The 19,875-nt window shown below is 61.8% G+C and carries 17 protein-coding genes; 11 read left to right on the top strand and 6 right to left on the bottom strand.

Features of this window, described 5'->3' with window-relative positions:
* Positions 1-2: 2 nt before the first annotated feature.
* The 3 genes from AC2S2E_RS05140 (at position 3) to rpsI (ending at position 1,861) form a co-directional block, all read left to right on the top strand.
* The gene (locus tag AC2S2E_RS05140) at positions 3-758 is read left to right on the top strand and encodes a hypothetical protein (protein ID WP_486523975.1); all 756 of its coding nucleotides are present in this window, start codon (positions 3-5) and stop codon (positions 756-758) included.
* Between the two features lie 141 nt (positions 759-899).
* Positions 900-1,379, top strand: a complete 480-nt coding sequence (gene rplM, locus AC2S2E_RS05135; protein WP_476105883.1) for a 50S ribosomal protein L13 — start codon at positions 900-902, stop codon at positions 1,377-1,379.
* A complete protein-coding gene (gene rpsI / locus AC2S2E_RS05130; protein WP_476105884.1) occupies positions 1,379-1,861 on the top strand; it encodes a 30S ribosomal protein S9 in 483 nt (160 codons plus the stop codon). Before rplM ends, rpsI begins: the two co-directional genes overlap by 1 nt.
* Before the next feature lie 80 nt (positions 1,862-1,941).
* Here the strand turns inward: rpsI and AC2S2E_RS05125 are convergent, their stop codons facing one another.
* Positions 1,942-2,718 carry a 3'(2'),5'-bisphosphate nucleotidase CysQ gene (locus AC2S2E_RS05125; protein ID WP_486523974.1) on the bottom strand — a complete coding sequence of 259 codons (777 nt, stop codon included), beginning with the start codon at positions 2,716-2,718 and terminating at the stop codon, positions 1,942-1,944.
* A 132-nt stretch (positions 2,719-2,850) separates the two neighbouring features.
* Here AC2S2E_RS05125 and sucC point away from each other — a divergent pair, with 132 nt between their 5' ends.
* Both sucC and AC2S2E_RS05115 read left to right on the top strand, forming a co-directional pair.
* Positions 2,851-4,050, top strand: a complete 1,200-nt coding sequence (gene sucC, locus AC2S2E_RS05120) for an ADP-forming succinate--CoA ligase subunit beta (RefSeq protein WP_476105886.1) — start codon at positions 2,851-2,853, stop codon at positions 4,048-4,050.
* A gap of 180 nt (positions 4,051-4,230) precedes the next feature.
* Positions 4,231-5,976 carry a sensor domain-containing diguanylate cyclase gene (locus AC2S2E_RS05115; protein ID WP_486523973.1) on the top strand — a complete coding sequence of 582 codons (1,746 nt, stop codon included), beginning with the start codon at positions 4,231-4,233 and terminating at the stop codon, positions 5,974-5,976.
* Here the strand turns inward: AC2S2E_RS05115 and AC2S2E_RS05110 are convergent.
* Positions 5,955-6,410, bottom strand: a complete 456-nt coding sequence (locus AC2S2E_RS05110) for a winged helix-turn-helix transcriptional regulator (protein WP_476105888.1) — start codon at positions 6,408-6,410, stop codon at positions 5,955-5,957. The two genes, AC2S2E_RS05115 and AC2S2E_RS05110, sit on opposite strands and share 22 nt — an antisense overlap.
* A gap of 59 nt (positions 6,411-6,469) precedes the next feature.
* On the opposite strand from AC2S2E_RS05110, the gene AC2S2E_RS05105 reads away from it, so the two are divergent.
* Positions 6,470-7,078, top strand: coding sequence for an NAD(P)-dependent oxidoreductase (locus tag AC2S2E_RS05105; RefSeq protein WP_476105889.1), 609 nt, complete (start codon positions 6,470-6,472; stop codon positions 7,076-7,078).
* On the opposite strand, the gene AC2S2E_RS05100 is transcribed toward AC2S2E_RS05105, so the two are convergent.
* Entirely contained in the window at positions 7,075-8,475 is a 1,401-nt protein-coding gene (locus AC2S2E_RS05100) for a helix-turn-helix domain-containing protein (RefSeq protein ID WP_486523972.1), read from the bottom strand. The two genes, AC2S2E_RS05105 and AC2S2E_RS05100, sit on opposite strands and share 4 nt — an antisense overlap.
* Positions 8,476-8,591: 116 nt before the next feature.
* Here AC2S2E_RS05100 and AC2S2E_RS05095 point away from each other — a divergent pair, with 116 nt between their 5' ends.
* The 5 genes from AC2S2E_RS05095 to AC2S2E_RS05075 are packed head-to-tail and all read left to right on the top strand — an operon-like array spanning position 8,592 to position 14,968.
* Entirely contained in the window at positions 8,592-10,118 is a 1,527-nt protein-coding gene (locus AC2S2E_RS05095; protein WP_486523971.1) for an acyl-CoA carboxylase subunit beta, read from the top strand.
* A 12-nt stretch (positions 10,119-10,130) separates the two neighbouring features.
* Positions 10,131-10,382: a hypothetical protein gene (locus AC2S2E_RS05090; protein WP_486523970.1), complete on the top strand. Its 252-nt coding sequence runs from the start codon at positions 10,131-10,133 to the stop codon at positions 10,380-10,382.
* Positions 10,379-10,816: a methylmalonyl-CoA epimerase gene (mce, locus tag AC2S2E_RS05085; RefSeq protein ID WP_486523969.1), complete on the top strand. Its 438-nt coding sequence runs from the start codon at positions 10,379-10,381 to the stop codon at positions 10,814-10,816. The genes AC2S2E_RS05090 and mce overlap by 4 nt, the downstream gene beginning before the upstream one ends.
* Positions 10,803-12,941, top strand: coding sequence for a methylmalonyl-CoA mutase (gene scpA, locus AC2S2E_RS05080; RefSeq protein WP_486523968.1), 2,139 nt, complete (start codon positions 10,803-10,805; stop codon positions 12,939-12,941). Before mce ends, scpA begins: the two co-directional genes overlap by 14 nt.
* Before the next feature lie 5 nt (positions 12,942-12,946).
* Positions 12,947-14,968, top strand: coding sequence for an ATP-binding protein (locus AC2S2E_RS05075; RefSeq protein WP_486523967.1), 2,022 nt, complete (start codon positions 12,947-12,949; stop codon positions 14,966-14,968).
* A gap of 46 nt (positions 14,969-15,014) precedes the next feature.
* On the opposite strand, the gene AC2S2E_RS05070 is transcribed toward AC2S2E_RS05075, so the two are convergent.
* From AC2S2E_RS05070 to AC2S2E_RS05060, 3 genes are all read right to left on the bottom strand, one after another.
* The gene (locus AC2S2E_RS05070; protein WP_476105895.1) at positions 15,015-15,275 is read right to left on the bottom strand and encodes a hypothetical protein; all 261 of its coding nucleotides are present in this window, start codon (positions 15,273-15,275) and stop codon (positions 15,015-15,017) included.
* A gap of 120 nt (positions 15,276-15,395) precedes the next feature.
* Positions 15,396-16,676, bottom strand: coding sequence for a DUF445 domain-containing protein (locus tag AC2S2E_RS05065; protein WP_486523966.1), 1,281 nt, complete (start codon positions 16,674-16,676; stop codon positions 15,396-15,398).
* Positions 16,673-19,870 (bottom strand): efflux RND transporter permease subunit, encoded by a 3,198-nt coding sequence (locus AC2S2E_RS05060; RefSeq protein ID WP_486523965.1) that lies wholly within the window; start codon positions 19,868-19,870, stop codon positions 16,673-16,675. Before AC2S2E_RS05060 ends, AC2S2E_RS05065 begins: the two co-directional genes overlap by 4 nt.
* Positions 19,871-19,875: the final 5 nt, after the last annotated feature.

Raw genomic sequence — 19,875 nt, 5'->3', positions numbered from 1 at the left:
AAATGGGTAAGAAGATCGAATATGATGCGCTGCTCCACGCATTGAAGGGGCCTGCGCTGATGACGGGGGCAATCGCGGTATCTTTCAGCCCCGCCGCCTCGGCCCAAAGCTCGTGCAAAGGCGAATTTCATGCGCCCGCCGACCCGATGGTCCTGTCGCGCCAGGTCCACCGTTCGCTGGCCGACGGCAAGGAATTGGTGGTCACGCGCCATTATCGCGTCAATTTCAGGCCCAATACAAAAGGCTATCTGATCGAAGGGGAATGGCTGTCGACCGATGTTGATGCCCCGCCACGTCTTGCCAATCTGGCCGCTTTGGAAAAAGCCAGGGCGACTACCAGTATTTTTCCGATCCAACTGGATCATGCCGGCATGATCATGTCTCGCGAAAATCACCGATCGCCCGCGCTGAACGAAAGTGAAGCCCAAGCCGCCAGACAGTTGATCGACGGAGCCGCCTTAAAACCGGACGCCCAACACCAGGCCATCGAATTTCTGGACCAAGTGGCCAAACAAACCGGCCCGGCAATCAGCCATTGGCCCGCCTCGCTATTCCGACCGGGGCCTTTCAATTCCGAGATTCAGCGTGAACTCCCGCCAACGAACGGCGAAAGCGGAATGGCCATCATCAGCATTTCCGCCCAATCCACCAAGCCGTGCAGCCTAATGAAGAAGTTGGAGCGCAAGGTTAAGACCGTGATCGACGGCCAGATGCGCGAAACACGCGAAATCTGGACGCTGGACCCGGCGAAAGACTGACCATGCAATGCCACGGTATTATTTTACCGCTCCAGAAAGCCGCAGAATGCTTGACTCTTGGGGCCGTTTGCAACATTAGGCCCGCCACACCCCCCGCCGCGACCGCGTGGCGGGGTCGTCATTTATACGGGAACCAAAGCCATGAAGGCTCTCACCAAGGTCACCCGGTCGGTCAAGCCGGCTGAGGTGGAAAAGAAGTGGCATCTGATCGATGCCGAAGGTCTGGTGGTCGGCCGTCTTGCCGTCATCATCGCCAACATCCTGCGCGGCAAGCACAAGCCCACCTTCACGCCCCACGTTGACACCGGCGACCATGTCGTCGTCATCAACGCCGACAAGGTGCGTCTGACCGGCAACAAGCTGAAGAACAAGGTGTACTACAAGCACACCGGTTACGCCGGCGGCATCAAGGCCGTGACGGCAGCAAAGGTTCTGGAAGGTCGTTTTCCGGAACGCGTGATCGAAAAGGCTGTGGAGCGCATGATTCCGCGCGGCCCGCTCGGCCGTCAGCAGTTGCGCGCCCTGCACCTCTATGCTGGTGCTGAGCACCCGCATGCCGGCACCCAGCCTCAGCCGCTGGACGTCGCCGCCCTCAACCGCAAGAACAAGGTTGGTGCGTAATGTCTGAAGAATTCTCCGCTCTGGCCGAAATCGGCACCGCCGCTCCGGCTGCTGCTGCCCCCGCCGCCCCGCTGCGCGCTCGCGAAGTCGACGCACAGGGCCGTTCGTATGCCACCGGCCGTCGTAAGGACGCCGTGGCCCGCGTGTGGATCAAGCCCGGCACCGGCAAGATCACCGTCAACGGTCGCGATCAGGAAACCTACTTCGCTCGCCCGACCCTGCGCCTCGTGATCAACCAGCCCTTCGGCGTGGCTGATCGTTCGGGTCAGTATGACGTTGTCTGCACCGTCAAGGGTGGTGGCCTTTCGGGTCAGGCCGGCGCTGTAAAGCACGGTATCGCCCAGGCTCTGGCCAAGTTCGAGCCCGCCCTGCGCGGCGCCGTCAAGGCCGCTGGCTTCCTGACCCGCGACCCGCGCGTCGTTGAACGTAAGAAGTACGGTCGCGCCAAGGCTCGTCGTAGCTTCCAGTTCTCGAAGCGTTAATCGCTTTCAGGCTGTTGGCCCTTTGGGGCCGAACAAAGGGGCGGTCCGGCGACGGGCCGCCTTTTTTGTGGCCGCCAAGATTATGCCAGGCGCGCGGCCCGTTCGGCCAGGCGCGCGATCAGATCGGCATGGATGGCGGGCGCCGAAACGGCGACACCAAAGACGCGGGGATCGGGCTTGTTGTAATTGAGCTTGCCGCCCAAGGCGTCGCTGATTGCCGCTCCCGCCTCACGCGCGATCAGGGCCGCGGCGGCCAGATCCCATTCGTAGCCCCAGCGCAAAGTCGCCACCAGATCGGCCTGATCGGCCGCCACCATGGCAATGCGCAGGGCGATGGAATTGGGCTGCTCCACCATCTCCATATCCGCATCTTCGGCGGACAGGGCGCGGGTCGGCACGCGGGCACCGGCCAGAACATCCCGGCGCGATGCAACCAATTTCTCTCCGTTGCGAAAGGCGCCATGGCCGGCCTCGGCCTGCCAATATTCGTCCCGCGCGGGCGCGTGCAGCACCGATATCAAGGGGCGATGGTTGCTGACCAAGGCCACGGAAATGGCCCAACCCGTGCGTCCGCGAATGAAATCGCGCGTCCCATCAATGGGATCAACCAGCCAGACAAGTTCTCCGGCCCGCTGATTCGGCGCATCTATCGTTTCCTCGGACAGCCATCCGGCGCAAGGCAGGAGACGGGTTAACTCGCCGCGAAGAAAAGCATCGACCGCCAGATCGGCCGCCGATACCGGCGTTCCGTCCATTTTCCCAAAAACTTCCAACGCTTTATTATCGATCGGCCATTGCGACATGGCGATCTCTCCGGCGCGGCGAATGATGGCCTCAAGGCGGGCACGGTCCAGCACGGTCAACGCGCCCTTTGGGAAAATTTGCAATTAAGAATGATTAGCACATCTTTCCCTTCCCATCGCCCGAAACCTGTGCTTAGCCCGCCGCCAACCAAAGGGCCATTAGGCTTGCAATAGCGAGAAGCACCGATGAACGTCCATGAGTATCAGGCCAAGGAACTGCTGGCCAAGTTCGGCGTCGCCATTCCTGCGGGCTATGCGGCCCTGACCGTTGAAGAAGCCGTCGCCGGCGCCAAGCAGCTCCCCGGGCCGCTCTATGTCGTCAAGTCGCAGATCCACGCCGGTGGCCGCGGCAAGGGCAAGTTCAAGGAACTGCCTGCTGATGCCAAGGGCGGTGTGCGTCTGGCCTTCAACCTTGACGAAGTCGAATCGCACGCCAAGGAAATGCTCGGCAACACGCTGGTCACCGTGCAGACCGGCGAAGCGGGCAAGCAGGTCAACCGCCTGTATGTCACCGACGGCGTCGACATCGCCAAGGAATACTACCTCTCGCTGCTGGTTGACCGCGCCACCGGCCGCGTCGCCTTCATCGTGTCGACCGAAGGCGGCATGGACATCGAAGCCGTTGCCCATGACACCCCGGAAAAAATCACCACGGTCACCGTTGATCCCGCCACCGGTTTCCAGCCGCACCACGGCCGCACCATCGCTTTCGCGCTGAAGCTCAAGGGCGACACCAACAAGCAGGCTCAGGTTCTGGCCAAGCAGTTGTATGACGCGTTCCTCGCGCTCGACTGCTCGATGCTCGAAATCAACCCGCTGGTCGAAGACGTGAACGGCAACCTGCTGGTTCTCGACACCAAGATGAGCTTCGATTCGAACGCGCTGTTCCGTCACCCCGACGTGTTCGCCCTGCGCGACGAAACCGAAGAAGATCCGGCCGAAATCGAAGCTTCGAAGTATGACCTTGCCTACATCAAGCTCGATGGCAACATCGGCTGCATGGTGAACGGCGCTGGTCTGGCCATGGCCACCATGGACATCATCAAGCTGAACGGCGCGTTCCCCGCCAACTTCCTCGACGTGGGCGGCGGCGCCACCACCGAAAAGGTGACGGCGGCGTTCAAGATCATTCTGTCGGACCCGGCGGTCGAAGGCATTCTGGTCAACATCTTTGGTGGCATCATGAAGTGCGACGTCATCGCCGCCGGCATCATCGCGGCGGCCAAGGACGTGAACCTGTCGGTTCCGCTGGTGGTTCGCCTCGAAGGCACCAACGTTGAACTGGGCAAGGACCTGCTCAACAATTCGGGTCTGCCCATCGTGGCGGCCAACGATCTGGGCGATGCTGCCAAGAAGATCGTGGCGGAAGTCAACAAGGCCAAGTAAGCCTTGGGCGCAAGCCTTTGAGCAAAGACCCCGTGGCGCCCCGCGCGCCACGGGGTCTTTCTCGTTTTGGGGCCGAACGCAAGGGTGATGCCGCAAAGAAAGCTTTGGCGCAGCGATGCTTTGTTAAACATTGCATGGCAGCGTGCCACCATGAATGCCCGAGTCCGCGCCCTGGTTTCCATGCATTTGAGGCAGAGCCTGCTGCTTTGTCTGCTCTATTTCGCCACGGCGCTGGTCGCTCTCCAGATGACGCGCTTCAACGGCGGGGTGGCCATTGTTTGGCCCGCGGGCGCCGTCCTGTTTGCCGCGTTGGCCATCATGCCGCGCCGGCGATGGAAAGTGGCGTTGCTCTTCTGCTTTCCAGCGGGCGCTTTGGCGATTGCGCTGCGCGGGTTTGGCGGAATTTACACAATACCCCTGACGCTGGCGGGCCTGTTCGAAGCATGGCTGGCGGCCAGCCTGATGCGCCGGTTTGCCCCGCGTTTTATCCGTTTCGAATCGATCCGCGATGTGGGGATCTTCCTTCTGGTTGCGGGGATTATCGCACCTGCGGCCTCGGCGTTTATCGGGGCGTGGTCGGGCCACGCGGCCACCGGCATTGATTTTGGCCGGGCATGGGGCAATTGGTTCGGCGCCCATGCGCTCAGCCTCGTTACCTTTGCACCGCCGATCTTTCTCATCCTGCGCAGGCGCTGGCTCGACACGTCCAAGTTCAGCCGTCAACGTCTGCTCGAATGGCTCGGCCTGCTGGGCGCGGTCGCATTGGCCACGCTGATCACTTTTGGGCAAAGCAAGGTGCCTTTGGTCATCGTGCCGCTGGTGCCGATGGTGGCGGCCACATTCCGGTTGGGACGGCTGGGAGCGGTCGCCTCGCTGTTGATCCTGATTTGCGGCGGAATGGGCGGGACCATGGCGGGCTATGGGCCGACCGTGCTGTTGCCGGTGGACATGGCCACCAAATTGCTGGTGCTGCAAATCTATTTCGCCTGCGTCGTGCTGATCCTCCTGCCCGTGGCGGCCGAACTTGAGGCGCGGCGGCGGTTGCTGCAGACCCTTCGCGATGCCGAGGCGCTGCACCGGCTGGTGGTGGAACGCACCGGTGACATCATCATGCGGGTCAATATTGACGGCACATTGCGCTCTATTTCCGATTCCGCCGTTCGGCTTTGGGGTTATCAACCGCATGAGATCATTGGCCGCTCGGTCTATGATCTGTTGCATCCCGATGACGAACAGGCCGTGTTCGACGCGCGATTTCAGGCCCTGTCCGATCCGCAATCCAATGTCGCGGTCGAATGTCGGCTGATGTCAAAGGACGGATTGCCGGTCTGGGTTGAAAGCCATCTTTGCGCGACACTGGACAGACAGGGCGTGCCCAATGGCACCGTTTCCTTTATCCGCGACAATTCGGTGCGCCACCGGATGATGGAAAATCTGGCCCGCGAGGCCAATACCGATCCTTTGACCGGGCTTGGCAATCGGCGCGCCTTTGACAAAGCCCTCGCCCGCGATGCGACGGGGGGTGGGAAAAGCTGTCTGGCGCTGTTCGATCTGGATCATTTCAAACGGATCAACGATGTGCACGGCCATGCCACGGGCGACCGCATCCTGACGCTGTTTGCCGCGGTGCTGCGCGGCACGGTGCGCGCGGGCGATGTGGTGGCGCGCCTTGGCGGCGAGGAATTTGCCGTTCTGCTGCGCGACGTGGACATCGATCAGGCCGAGGTGATTTGCGAACGCGTACGCCAAAGATTGGCCGACAGCGAGGGGCGGTCAACCGTGGGCGAAATCGTGCGCGCCACGGTCAGCGTCGGCCTGACGCCCTTGACCGAAGGGTTGCCGATTGATGAGGCTTTTCGTTTGGCCGATGCCGCGCTCTACCGGGCCAAGCATAATGGCCGCAATCAGCTCTCCATCGCCGCCTGATTGCCCATGCGCCGGTCATAGGCCTGCTGTGCCTGTGCCACAGCGCCCATCCGCGTTTCGGCCCAATCGATCAGCATTTGCAGCGCCGACAGCAATTCCCGCCCCAAGGGCGCAATCGCATAGGTCACGCTGACCGGCACGGTGGGTTCGACATGGCGCGTGACCAATCCGTCGCGTTCCAGATTGCGCAAGGTCTGGGCAAGCATCTTTTGCGAAATGCCATCGACACGCCTTTTCAGCGCGCTGAACCGCAATTCCCCCTCGCCCAGCATGCCGAGCAGGAGGATGCTCCATTTGTCACCCACCCGGTCGAGCAACTGGCGCGTCGGACAATTACGGGCAAACACATCGCCCCGCCGCGGATCGCCATCCCGCAAATCATCCAGGGTGGTTACGTCGGGGTAAGCAGGTGAAAGAAAAGTGCTCTCTTGCATGATGCGTTTCCATAGCACACTTGGTTACCAACAGAAACCCATCAAGCAGGAGCGTTGAAATGAAAGTTGCAGTGTTGGGCGCCAGCGGCCGCGCCGGATCGGAAATCACCAAGGAATTGAGCGCTCGCGGCCATCAGGTTGTGGCCGTGGCCCGCAAGCCCGAAGCCATTCCCGCCGCCGATGGCGTGACTGCGGTTGCGGGCGATGCGTCGAACCCCGCCGCGCTGGCCGATGTGATCAAGGGCGTGGATGCGGTGATCAGCGCGCTGCATTTCGACGTGTCGGCTGACACTTTGCTTTCCGCGCTGCGTCAGGCGGGCGTGGGGCGTTTGCTGGTGACGGGCGGCGCGGCCAGCCTCAAGCTGCCCACCGGCGAGCGTTTGATCGACGGGCCGGATTTCCCCGAAGCGTGGAAGGGCGCGGCCATGGGCGGCATCACCTTCCTTGAAGACCTGCGCGCCGTGACCGACATTGACTGGACCTTCTTCTCGCCCGCCGCCTTTATTTTCGAAGGGCCGCGCCTTGGCACCTATCGCGGCGGCAAGGATGATCTGGTCGTGGATGATACGGGCGAGAGCAAGATCAGCTTTGCCGACTATGCCATCGCCATGGTCGATGAGCTGGAGGCCCATAAGTACCCGCGTGCGCGTTTTACCGCCGCCTATTAATCTAAAATGCGATAGGGGATGAAGCCGCGCTGGTTGGTGGTGATGTCGATGGCTTTGTCATTGGGCGGATAGGCGCGTTGATGACAATCGTGGCGCGAACAGATGCGGCATGAAATGCCGATCCGCGCCACTGCCTCCTCGCATTCCAGATTGAGCGTATCGGCATAGATGAACTCGCTGGCCAGCGTGACTTCACACCCCAGCACCACCGCATAGCGGCGCGGCGGGCGGAAATAGGCGTCCGAGGGTTTGACCAGCCCCTTGGCAAGGAAGACGAAGCGCCGCCCCTCGGGCATCTCGGCCACCTGCAGATGGATGCGGTCGGGGATGGCGACGGCCTCATGCGCGATCCATAAAGGGCAAGCGCCACCGAAACGCGCGAATTGCAACCCGTTGGCCGCGTGGCGCTTGGTAATATTGCCCGCCATGTCGATGCGGCAAAAGGCGATCGGCACGCCGCGCTGGTGCGGCCGTTGCAGGTTGGACAGGCGGTGGCAGGTCTGTTCGAAACTGGTGCCGAAGATCTGGCGCAAACCGTCGATGTCATGGCGCAGCCGCCGCGCCGCATCGCGAAACGGGCGATAGGGCATCAGTAAAGCCCCCGCCGCATAGTTAGTAAGGCCCACCGAGAGCAGATTCTGCGCGGTCTGGGTACGCATCCCCGCTTTTGCCACCGTCTCGGCAATTTCCTGCGCCAGAGCGATGGCGCATAGCTGATAGGCCAGTTGAAAGCGCAGGCTTTCATGGGGTTGGCCGACATCCAGCGTCAGTTCGCGGCGCGCCTCGTCATAATGGCGGATCGGCGCGCCGGGCAGGTGGCGCAGGGTTATCCCCTGACGATCAAACCATGCGGTCAATTGGGCGGTGTCGGGCGTGGGCAAATGGCGCGAGAGGGCGCCCGCCATGGCCTCGGCGCTGGAATCGATCAAATGGACGTAATTGTCGGCAAGGTGGAACCAGTCGCGCACCTCCTCCCACGGCAGGCGACCGCCCGAAACGCTGTCGGCGCCCAGCGCCTCGTCCATCGCGGCCAGACGCGCGGAATCGCGTTTGTGCAGACGGTAAAGGTGGGCGAATTGTTCGGCAAATTGCGGGAATTGATCGGCCACGCGCTCAATCTGATCGGCGGGCAGGTCACGCAGCAAGGGATCGGCGGAGGCCTCCAGCAATTCGGTGACGACCGGCTCGACCGGGGTTTCGGCCATATCGGCCCAATCCACCGGGAACAATTCACGCACCCTTTCGGCCAGCGCCAAAGTCATGGGCCGCGTGTCATTTTCCAATTGCGAGAGATAGGGCGTACTGATCCCAAGCCTCTGCGCCAGCGCGCCCTGTTTCAGCCCGTGATCCTCACGCAGGGCCTTGAGGAAACGCCCCGCATAGAGCCGCCTTTTCATGCCGTCCTCTCGCTAATTTTTGCAAATTCTATCTTTGCAAATTTGCAACATTACTGTGGACGGGTCAAGCGCAATGCCCCATCGCGAACCCAAGTGGTTTTGTGAGAGGTTAACCGATGAGCGCGAATGTGGCAGAGATGGAGCGGCGGCGGGCGGCGGCCCGGATGGGCGGCGGCCAAAAGCGGATCGATGCCCAGCACGCCAAGGGCAAGCTGACCGCGCGCGAACGGCTCAAGGTTCTGCTCGACGAAGGCAGCTTTGAAGAAGTCGACATGTATGTCGAACATAATTGCGTCGATTTCGGCATGCCCGACAACACCATCCCCGGCGATGGCGTGGTCACGGGGTCCGGCACGATCAATGGCCGCCTTGTTTTCGTGTTTTCACAGGATTTCACCGTGTTTGGCGGGGCAGTTTCCGAACGCCACGCAATGAAGATCTGCAAGATCATGGACATGGCCATGAAGGTCGGCGCCCCGGTCATCGGTTTGAACGACAGCGGCGGCGCGCGTATTCAGGAAGGCGTGGCCAGCCTTGGCGGCTATGCCGAGATTTTCCAGCGCAATGTTCTGGCCAGCGGGGTGGTGCCTCAGCTCAGCCTCATCATGGGGCCTTGCGCGGGCGGCGCGGTGTATAGCCCCGCCATGACCGACTTCATCTTCATGGTGAAGGACAGTTCGTACATGTTCGTCACCGGCCCCGATGTGGTCAAGACTGTGACGAATGAGGTCGTCACGCAGGAAGAACTAGGCGGCGCGATCACGCATAGCACCAAGACCAGCGTGGCCGATCTGGCGCTGGAAAATGACATCGAAGCGCTGTTGACGGCGCGTGAATTCTTCGACTTCCTGCCGCTGTCGAACAAGGAAGAAGCGCCCGAGCGCCCCAATTCGGACCAGTGGGACCGCATCGAGGACAGCCTGGACACGGTGATCCCCGCCAGCGCGACCCAGCCTTATGATATGAAGGAAGTGATCCGCAAGACGCTGGACGAGGGCGATTTCTTTGAAATCCAGCCGGGCCATGCGGGCAATATCCTGTGCGGCTTTGGCCGGATCGAGGGCAAGACCGTCGGCGTCGTCGCCAATCAGCCTCTGGTGCTTGCCGGGGTGCTGGACATCAACAGCTCGAAGAAGGCCGCGCGCTTCGTGCGCTTTTGCGATGCCTTCAACATCCCCATCCTGACCTTTGTCGACGTCCCCGGCTTCCTGCCCGGCACATCCCAAGAGCATAATGGCATCATCAAGCATGGCGCCAAGCTGCTGTTTGCCTATGCCGAGGCGACCGTGCCCAAGATCACCATCATCACCCGCAAGGCCTATGGCGGCGCCTATGACGTGATGGCCTCCAAGCATTTGCGCGGCGATCTGAATTATGCATGGCCCACGGCCGAAATCGCGGTGATGGGCGCGAAGGGCGCGGTGGAAATCATCTTCCGCGGCCTGCCCGCCGAGGCGCAGGCCGAAAAGGTCAAGGAATATGAAGACCGCTTTGCCAACCCGTTTGTCGCGGCGTCCAAGGGTTTCATCGACGAGGTGATCCACCCGCATTCGACGCGGCGCCGGATCGCGCTGGGCTTGCGCAAATTGCGCAACAAGGCGTTGGAGAACCCGTGGAAGAAGCACGACAATATTCCGTTGTGAGGTGATGGCTAAATGCTCTTCAAGCTCCTCGCCACGTTTCTGTGCGGGATGGTCGCATCACAACTTTGGCGAACCGCCGAAGGCTGGCGGAAAAGCGGCGTTATTCCCGCCGAGTATAACGAGGGTGAAGGTTTACCTGTCGCCAAAGGGGGCGTTGGGTTCTCATCCTCCATTGTTGGGATGAAAGGGTTATCGGTTTTGGCCGCGATTTTTGCGTTGCTGGCTGGTGGCTCACTCCTTGTTGATTGCACGAGGTATCTATGAAACTCGGACGCCTGAACCATGTCGGCGTGGCCGTGCCATCTATGGTCGACGCCATCGCCTATTATCGCACAGTGATGGGCGCCGGCCTCATCACCGAGCCTTTCGACATGCCCGAACAGGGCGTGAAGGTGGCCTTTGTCAACACGCCGGGCGAAGGTGGCACGGCGGGCACGCAGATTGAGCTGATCGAGCCGCTGGGCGAAACCAGCCCGATCGCCGGTTTCATCGCCAAGAACCCCGCAGGCGGCCAGCATCACCTTTGCTATGAGGTCGAGGATATCGAGGCCGCGCGCGAGTGGTTCACAGCCCAAGGCAAGCGCATCCTTGGCCCCACGCGGATCGGCGCGCATGGCACGCCCATCTTCTTCCTGCACCCCAAGGATATGCTGGGGCAGCTCACCGAAATCATGGAGACGCCCCGTGGCCAACATTGATAACTGGCAGGCGCTGGCCGCCAAAGAGGTCAAGGGCAAGGACCTGAACTGGCAGACGCCCGAGGGGATCACGGTCAAGCCGCTCTATACGGCGGACGATGTGACCACCGACCCCGGTCTGCCCGGCTTCGCGCCCTTTACGCGCGGTGTGCGCGCCTCGATGTATGCGGGCCGTCCGTGGACGATCCGCCAATATGCGGGCTTCTCCACCGCCGAGGAATCGAACGCCTTTTATCGCCGCAATCTGGCGGCGGGGCAAAAGGGCCTGTCGGTCGCTTTCGATCTGGCCACCCATCGCGGCTATGATTCCGACCACCCCCGCGTGGTGGGCGATGTGGGCAAGGCGGGCGTGGCCATCGATTCGGTCGAGGACATGAAAATCCTGTTCGACGGCATCCCCTTGGGCGAAATGTCGGTGTCGATGACGATGAACGGGGCGGTGATCCCGATCCTGGCCTTCTTCATCGTCGCGGGCGAGGAACAGGGCGTTCCCACCGAAAAGCTGGACGGAACCATTCAGAATGACATTCTGAAGGAGTTCATGGTCCGCAACACCTATATCTATCCGCCCGAACCCTCGATGCGGATCATCTCGGACATCTTTGGCTATACATCGGCCAACATGCCGAAATTCAACAGCATTTCGATCTCCGGCTATCATATGCAGGAGGCAGGCGCGACGCAGGTGCAGGAACTGGCCTTCACCATCGCCGACGGGATCGAATATGTGAAATATGGCGTGGCCAGCGGCCTCGACATCGACAAATTCGCCGGACGCCTCTCGTTCTTTTTCGCCATCGGCATGAATTTCTTCATGGAAGTGGCCAAGCTGCGCGCCGCGCGCGTGCTGTGGCACCGGGCGATGACCAAGCTGGGCGCGAAGGACGAGCGCAGCAAGATGCTGCGCACCCATTGCCAGACCAGCGGTGTGTCCTTGCAGGAGCAAGACCCGTATAACAACGTCATCCGCACCACGATCGAGGCCATGGCCGCGATGCTGGGCGGCACGCAATCGCTCCACACCAATGCGCTTGACGAAGCCATTGCCCTGCCCACCGATTTTTCGGCCCGTATCGCGCGCAACACGCAGATCGTGATTCAGGAAGAAACGGGCATGTGCAATGTGGTCGATCCGCTGGGCGGGTCATACTACATTGAATCGCTGACCCAGCAGTTGGTCGATGCCGCGCAGGCCATCATCGACCGCGTGGAAGGCGAAGGCGGCATGGCCAAGGCTGTTGCCGCCGGTTGGCCCAAGGCAATGATCGAGGAAGCCGCCGCCGCCCGTCAAGCCCGCGTGGACAAGGGCGAGGATGTCATCGTCGGCGTCAACAAATACCGCCTGTCACAAGAGGACCGGATCGAGACGCTCGACATCGACAACCATGTCGTGCGCGAGGCGCAGATCGCCCGTATCAAAGCAGTCAAGGCCGCCCGCGACGAGGCCGCCTGTCAGACCGCCCTGCGCGCCATCACGCAAGGCGCACGCGAAGGCGGCAACCTCTTGGCGCTGGCCGTCGAGGCCGCCCGCCACCGCGCCACGCTGGGCGAAATCAGCAGCGCGATGGAGGAAGTCTTTGGCCGCCACGGCACTGTGCCTACCCCGGTCAAGGGCGTCTATGGCGCGGCCTATGCGGGCGATGACCGCTATCAACAGATCCTCGATGGCGTCGAGGCCGTCTCCCGCCGTCTGGAGCGCAAGCCCCGGATGCTGGTGGCCAAGATGGGGCAGGATGGCCATGATCGCGGCGCGAATGTGATCGCCTCGGCCTTTACCGACATGGGCTTTGACGTGACCAGCGGGCCTTTGTTCCAGACGCCGGAGGAAGCCTGCGCGCTGGCGCTGGAAAAGGGCGTCGATGCGGTGGGCGCCTCCAGCCTTGCGGCGGGCCACAAGACGCTGATCCCGCAACTCATCAACCTGCTCCGCGAGGCGGGTCGCCCCGACATCAAGGTCGTGGCGGGCGGCGTCATCCCGCCGCAGGACTATGAATTCCTGCGCGAGGCGGGCGTTCAGGGCATCTATGGCCCGGGGTCCAACGTGCTCGACTGCGCGGCCGACATGCTGCGCCTGCTGGGTCATAATATGCCGCCGCTGGGCAGCGAACTGGAAGAGGCAAAGTAAAGCCGATGTTCAAGAAAATCCTCATCGCCAATCGCGGCGAAATCGCTTGCCGCGTCATCAAGACCGCGCGCCGGATGGGCATTGCCACGGTGGCAGTCTATTCCGACGCCGATGCGCGCGCGCCCTTTGTTCAGATGGCCGATGAAGCCGTGCATATCGGCCCCTCGCCCGCCGCGCAGTCCTATCTGATTGCCGAAAAGATCATCGAGGCCGCCAAGCAGACCGGCGCCGAAGCGGTGCATCCCGGCTATGGCTTCCTGTCTGAACGCACCAGCTTTGCTGAGGCTTTGGCACGCGAAAACATCGCCTTCATCGGCCCGCCCGTCGGCGCGATCGCCGCGATGGGCGACAAGATCGAATCGAAGAAACTGGCCAAGGCGGCGGGCGTCAATGTCGTCCCCGGTTTCGTAGGCGAGATTGAGGACACCGACCATGCGGTGCGGATTTCGGAGGAAATCGGCTATCCGGTGATGATGAAAGCCAGCGCGGGCGGCGGCGGCAAGGGCATGCGTCTGGCCTATAACGAACAGGACGTGCGCGAGGGCTTCCCGGCGGTCAAGCGCGAGGGGCTGAACTCCTTTGGCGATGACCGCGTGTTCATCGAAAAGTTCATCCTGAATCCGCGCCATATCGAAATCCAGATTCTGGGCGATCAGCACGGCAATATTCTTTACCTGAATGAGCGCGAATGCTCGATCCAGCGCCGCCATCAGAAGGTGGTCGAGGAAGCCCCCTCGCCCTTCGTCTCGCCCGCCATGCGCAAGGCCATGGGCGAGCAATGCGTCGCACTGGCCCGCGCGGTGGGTTATTACAGCGCCGGCACGGTCGAATTGATCGTATCGGGCGCGGACAAGAGCGGCGAGAGCTTCTACTTCCTCGAAATGAACACCCGCCTGCAGGTCGAACATCCCGTTACCGAGGCGATCACCGGCATCGATCTGGTCGAACAGATGATCCGCGTGGCCTATGGCGAGAAATTGGCCATGACGCAGGATGATGTGAAGATCGACGGCTGGGCCATCGAAAACCGCGTCTATGCCGAAGACCCCTATCGCGGATTTTTGCCCAGCACCGGGCGCCTCTCGCGCTATCGCCCGCCTGTTGAGGGCTGGACCGACGATGGCGCGGAAAATGGCCGCCGGGGCGTGGATGGCATCCGCGTCGACGATGGCGTCTATGAAGGCGGCGAAGTCAGCATGTTCTATGACCCGATGATCGCCAAGCTGATCACCTGGGGTGAAACCCGCGACGAGGCCGCCGACAAACAGATCGCCGCGCTCGACCAGTTCGAGATTGAGGGGCTGGGCCACAATATCGACTTCGTGTCGGCCATCATGCAGCACCCCCGTTTCCGCAGCGGCGAACTGACCACTGGCTTCATCGCCGAGGAATATCCTGAAGGGTTCCACGGCGCGGCCACCGATGCGCAAACACTGGTCCATATTGCCGCGGTTTCCGGCTTTATCGCCACGGCGCGCGCCGATCGTGCGCGTCAGGTCGATGGGCAACTGGCCGCCAATCTGGCCCCACCGTCCGAATGGGTGGTGACATTGGCCGGTGAAAAATTCGCCGTCAGCATCAAGACCAACAGCATCACCGTCAATGGTGCCGATGTCGATCTGGACATGGAATATACGCCGGGCGACCATCTGATCGTGGCCGAAATCGGTGATGAAGTGCTGGGCCTGAAGATCGAGCCGACGCGCACCGGGTTGAAAGTGACGACGCGCGGTGCGATCCACAAGGTCGACATCCTGCCCGCGCATATTGCGTCTCTGGCCGATCACATGATCGAAAAGGTGGCGCCGGATATGTCGAAGTACCTGATCTGTCCGATGCCGGGCCTGCTGGTGTCTCTCAACGTCAAGGAAGGCGACAAGGTCGAAGCGGGGCAACCGTTGGCCGTGGTCGAGGCGATGAAGATGGAAAACATCCTGCGCGCCGAAAAATCGGCCACCATCGGCAAAATCAACGCCAAGCCGGGTGAAAGCCTGCCGGTGGATTACATCATTCTGGAAATGGAATAGGATTAAGGCGAGGCGGCGGAGAGTCCTTTACCGGGCTTTCCGCCGTTTATTTTGCGGCCAGTTCGGCGTCCAGTTCGATAAGGCGGCGACAGGCCGCCAGCGCGCCGGGCGCATCGCCCGCGGCCAGATGCGTCGCATAGGCCGCGCACTCGCGCTGTCCCTCACGCGTCTTCTGAAATCCGGCCACCATGGCCAATGGGCGCAGCAATTCAATCCGCGCGCCCCAATCTTCATCCTCACGACTAAGAAGATCGAGCGTTTTTGAATAAAGACATTGAACAGCATCGGCGCGTTTACACGATCCCATACAATCACAGTTGATTGCATGGGCTGTCGCCTGAACATCTGTTAAGTCTATATTAATCATGCTGTCTATATTCCCGCCGATACGCGCGCGACTGACAACGCTGCAAACGCAATTAGGTTCCTACAATATCTTTTCTATTGCGTGAAGCAGCAAACCAACAATTCCCCCTACCAATGTCCCATTGATACGGATGAATTGCAGATCGCGCCCGACCGCGCCTTCGATCCGTTCCGAAACGGTACGCGCATCCCACCGGCGCACGGTGTCGGACACCAGTTTCACGATCCCCGCCCCATGCCGCACCGCCAATCCGGCCAGCGAGCGGCGCGCGAATCGGTTAACCTGATGGCGCAACCGCGCGTCGGTCTGCAAAGCCGCGCCAAATCCGGCCAGCCCCGCCCCCATGCGCCCTTCGAGCAAACCGCCCGGATGGCTGAGCGCATCGATCGCGGCGGCGCGGGCGCGTTCCCACAGGCCATCGATCCACGCGCCCATCGCCTGATTGGCCAGAATCTCGGCCTTCATCCGCGCGACCTTTTCCTGCGTCACCGGATCATGGCGCAGATCATGGGCCAATCCGGCCAGCAGATCCTCCAGCTTGGTCCGCAACGGATGCTGGGGATCGACGATGCATTCAGCGAGCAGCTTGTACAGCCCATCCAGAATCGTGTTGGCCAGCGTTTCATCCAGCCCCGTCCAGCGCAACAGCGCATGGGCGCGTTCATGGATCATCTTGCGCAGGATGTCCTCATTGGCCTCCAGCGTGATTCCGGTCCAGCGCAGCATCGCCTCGATCACGCCGCGATGACGCCCGTCCGCCATCGCCCCTTCCAGCAATTGCCCCAGCAAGGGCGCCAGTTCGAGCCGTTCCAATTGCCCGCGCACCGTGGATTTGAGCATCGTGCCCAATTGTTCACCCGGCAGGGATTGCAGCATGTCGCCCAACAGCCCCGCCGCGCCTTTGCGCAGACGCGGCTCTCCGCCTTCACGCGGATCGGCCAGAAACCCGCCCAGCGCGCCCGCGACATCCAGCCCCGCCAGACGACGCGCCACGACCTGCGGCGTCAGGAAATTGGCGCGCAGAAAGCCTGCCATACTGTCGGCAATCTGGTCCTTCTTTTCCGGGATGATCGCGGTGTGCGGAATGGGCAGGCCCATCGGGTGACGGAACAGCGCCGTCACCGCGAACCAGTCGGCCAGCGCGCCCACCATGGCCGCTTCGGAAAAGGCACGCGCCCATTCCCAGCCCGCCTGTACCGGCGCGAAATGGCGGGACAGCAGATAGAGTGCCGCCATCCCCACCAGCAATCCATGCGCCAGCCAGCGGACGCGTGCAGCCTGCCTGCTGCGCAGGTCGCTCTCGACGCCCAGCCAGCGCCACAGGCTTCTTTCTTGTCTCACTCGGCAGGGGTTACTCCAGCGCGGCCCTCAGGTCCATGGCCAGATTGCCGGGCATGTTCCGGTTCATAGGTCAAAAGCCCACGCCGCAATTTCGGCCCGATCCTTTTTTCAAACCCGTCGGCAAGGCTGAAGGCGGCCGGCACGATCAACAGCGTCAGCACCGTCGAAAGCGTCAACCCCCCGATCACCACCACGCCCATCGGCGCACGAAACGCCGCATCGCCTGACAAAGACATGGCCGCCGGGATCATGCCCGCCGTCATCGCCACCGTGGTCATCACGATGGGCTGGGCGCGCTTGTGGCCCGCCTCGATGATGGCGTCGAACTTGGGCGTGCCTTGCTGCATTTCCTCGATGGCAAAGTCGATCAGCAGGATCGAGTTCTTCGCCACAATGCCGAACAGCATCAATATGCCGATATAGACCGGCATCGAAATCGGCATATTGAGCATGCCCAGCAGCAACAGCCCGCCCAGAGGCGCGAGGAACAGCGAGGCCATATTCACCAGCGGCGACACCACCCGGTGATAGAGCAGCACCAGCACCGCAAAGACCAGCCCGATCCCCGCCGGCACCGCCAGCGCCAGATTGAAGATCATCTCCTGCTGCCACTTGGCCTCGCCATAGGCGGTGTTCGACACGCCTGCGGGCAGGTTCTTCATGATGGGCAGGGCTTTGACCTTCTTTTCCGCTTCTCCCTTGACGATGCCGGGCGCCAGATCCGCGCCGATGAAGATGCGGCGTTCCTGATTATAGCGCTGGATCGTCGAAGGGCCGGAGCCAAAGGTGATATCGGCCACGCGGCTCAAAGGCACCGATCCGCCCGCCGAAGTCGGCACCGGCAGATTGGCGATATTCGAAAGATCGCGCCGCGCTTCTTCGGGCAGGCGCACGCGGATCGGCACCTGACGGTCGGAAAGCGAGAATTTGGCGGCGTTCTGGTCGATCTCGCCAATCGTGGCGATGCGGATCGCCTGGCTGAGCGAGGAGGTCGAGATGCCAAGGCTGGCGGCCAGATCCATATGCGGCACGATCACCACTTCGGGACGGCGCATGTCGCCGCTGATCCGCGGGGCCACCAGTTCGGGCATATGTTTCATCTGCTCGACCAGTTCAGCCGCCGTCCTGTCCAGCAGTTCCGGGTCCGAGCTGGACAACATGATTTCCAGCCCGCGCCCGGTGGACGAACCGCCATTGTTGCTGGCCTGAAATGTGATGCGCGCGTCGGCAATACCCTGCACGGTGGGGGTGACTTCGCGTTCGAACTGCTTGGTGTGGATCTTGCGATCCTTTTTCAGCATGATCATCACGCGGGCCGTGCCCTCGTTCACGCGTTCCAGAACCTGATCGACTTCAGGCCGCTGGCGCACGATACCGGCCACCTGATCGGCCACCGCCTCGGTCTGGGCCAGCGTCGTGCCGGGGACCATTTCGATGCGGATCTGGGTGAAATCGCTGTTCTCGTCGGGGAACATCACGGTCGGCATCGCCATGAACAGCACGATGGTCAGCGCAAAGCAACCCAGCGCCACGCCGATCATCCAGATGCGATGGTCGCGCATGCGGGCGCGCAGATGATCGCGCCAAGACAAATGCCCCTTTTCGGCCAGCAAACGCGCCCGCAGCGCCCGCGCGCCCGACACGTCCAACGACCAGTGCAGCACGCGCAGATAGAAGTCCATCATCCGCCCGCCGCCATGTTCGGCGGTGCCGTGGCTTTTCAGGAAATAGGCCGCCACCATCGGCGTGATCATGCGCGCCACGGCCAGCGACATCAGCACCGAGACAACGACCGTCAGGCCGAAATTCTTGAAAAACGCCCCCGACACGCCCGGCATCAACCCGACCGGCAAGAACACCGCCGCAATCGAACAAGTTGTCGCCACCACCGCCAGACCGATTTCATCGGCGGCATCAATCGCGGCCTGATAGGCGGTTTTGCCCATGCGCATATGGCGAACGATATTCTCGATCTCCACAATAGCGTCGTCGACCAGCACGCCCGCAACCAAGCCCAGCGCCAGCAGGCTCATCGTGTTGAGCGTGAAGCCGAACCAGACCTTCATGAACCAGAAGGTGGGAATGGCCGACAGCGGAATGGCGATGGCCGAAACCACCGTCGCGCGCCAGTCGCGCAGGAAGAAGAACACCACGATCACCGCCAGAACGGCGCCTTCGACCATGGATTCCATCGAGGATTCGTACTGTTTCTTGGTATAGGAAACCTGATTGAACAATTCGGTGAAATGGACGCCGGGACGCTCCTTGGCGATCTTGGCCAGCTCGACCATCGATTTGTCATAGACCGACACGTCCGAGGCACCGCGCGCGCGGGCGATGGAGAAGGTCACGACCTGCTTGCCATTGACCTTGCCCAAGGATGTGATTTCACCCCATGCGTCGCGCACCGTGGCAATATCGGCAAGTTTCACCACGCGCCCGGCCACCGGAATATCGGCCTGGCTCAGCGCAAAGGCGTCCTGCGCATTGCCCAGTACGCGCACCGATTGGCGGGTGCCGCCGATCTCGGCCTTGCCCCCCGCCGCATTCAGGTTCAGCACGCGCAGGGCCGCATTGACCTGCGGCGCGGTGACGCCAAAAGCCTGCATCCGCGCCGGGTCGAGCGTCACGAGAATCTCGCGGTTGACGCCCCCGTTGCGCTTGATTTCGGCCACGCCCTCCACGCCCAGCAGGCGCCGCGCCACCGTGTCGTCAATGAACCATGAAAGCTGCTCGATGGTCATGTCATCGGCGGCCACCGCGAAATAGGCGATGGGGTTGGTCGAGGTGTTCACCTTGAACACCTGCGGCTCCAGAATACCGTCGGGCAGATTGCCGCGCGCCTGATCGACCGCGTTCTTTACCTCGGCAACGGCGGCGTTAATGTCCTCGCCCAGTTGAAATTCCACCATCGTCTGGCTGGAACCTTCCGATGCGGTCGAACTGATCGAGGAAACGCCCGAAATCGTGCGCACCGCGCCTTCGATGCGCTGGGTGATCTGGGTTTCAATTTCGGTGGGTGCCGCGCCCGGTTGCGTGATGGCCACCACCACGATGGGGAATTCGATGTCGGGCTGGTCCTGAATCTCCATCCGGGCAAAGCTGATGACGCCCATCAGCATCATCGCCACAAAGATCACGATGGGCACCACCGGATGCCGGATCGACCATGCTGAAAGATTACGGAAGTTCATGGAAC

The sequence above is a fragment of the Novosphingobium sp. 550D genome, assembly GCF_057401885.1.
The sequence above is the reverse complement of the archived record's forward strand: the minus strand, read 5'-3'. Positions and strand labels throughout refer to the sequence as shown.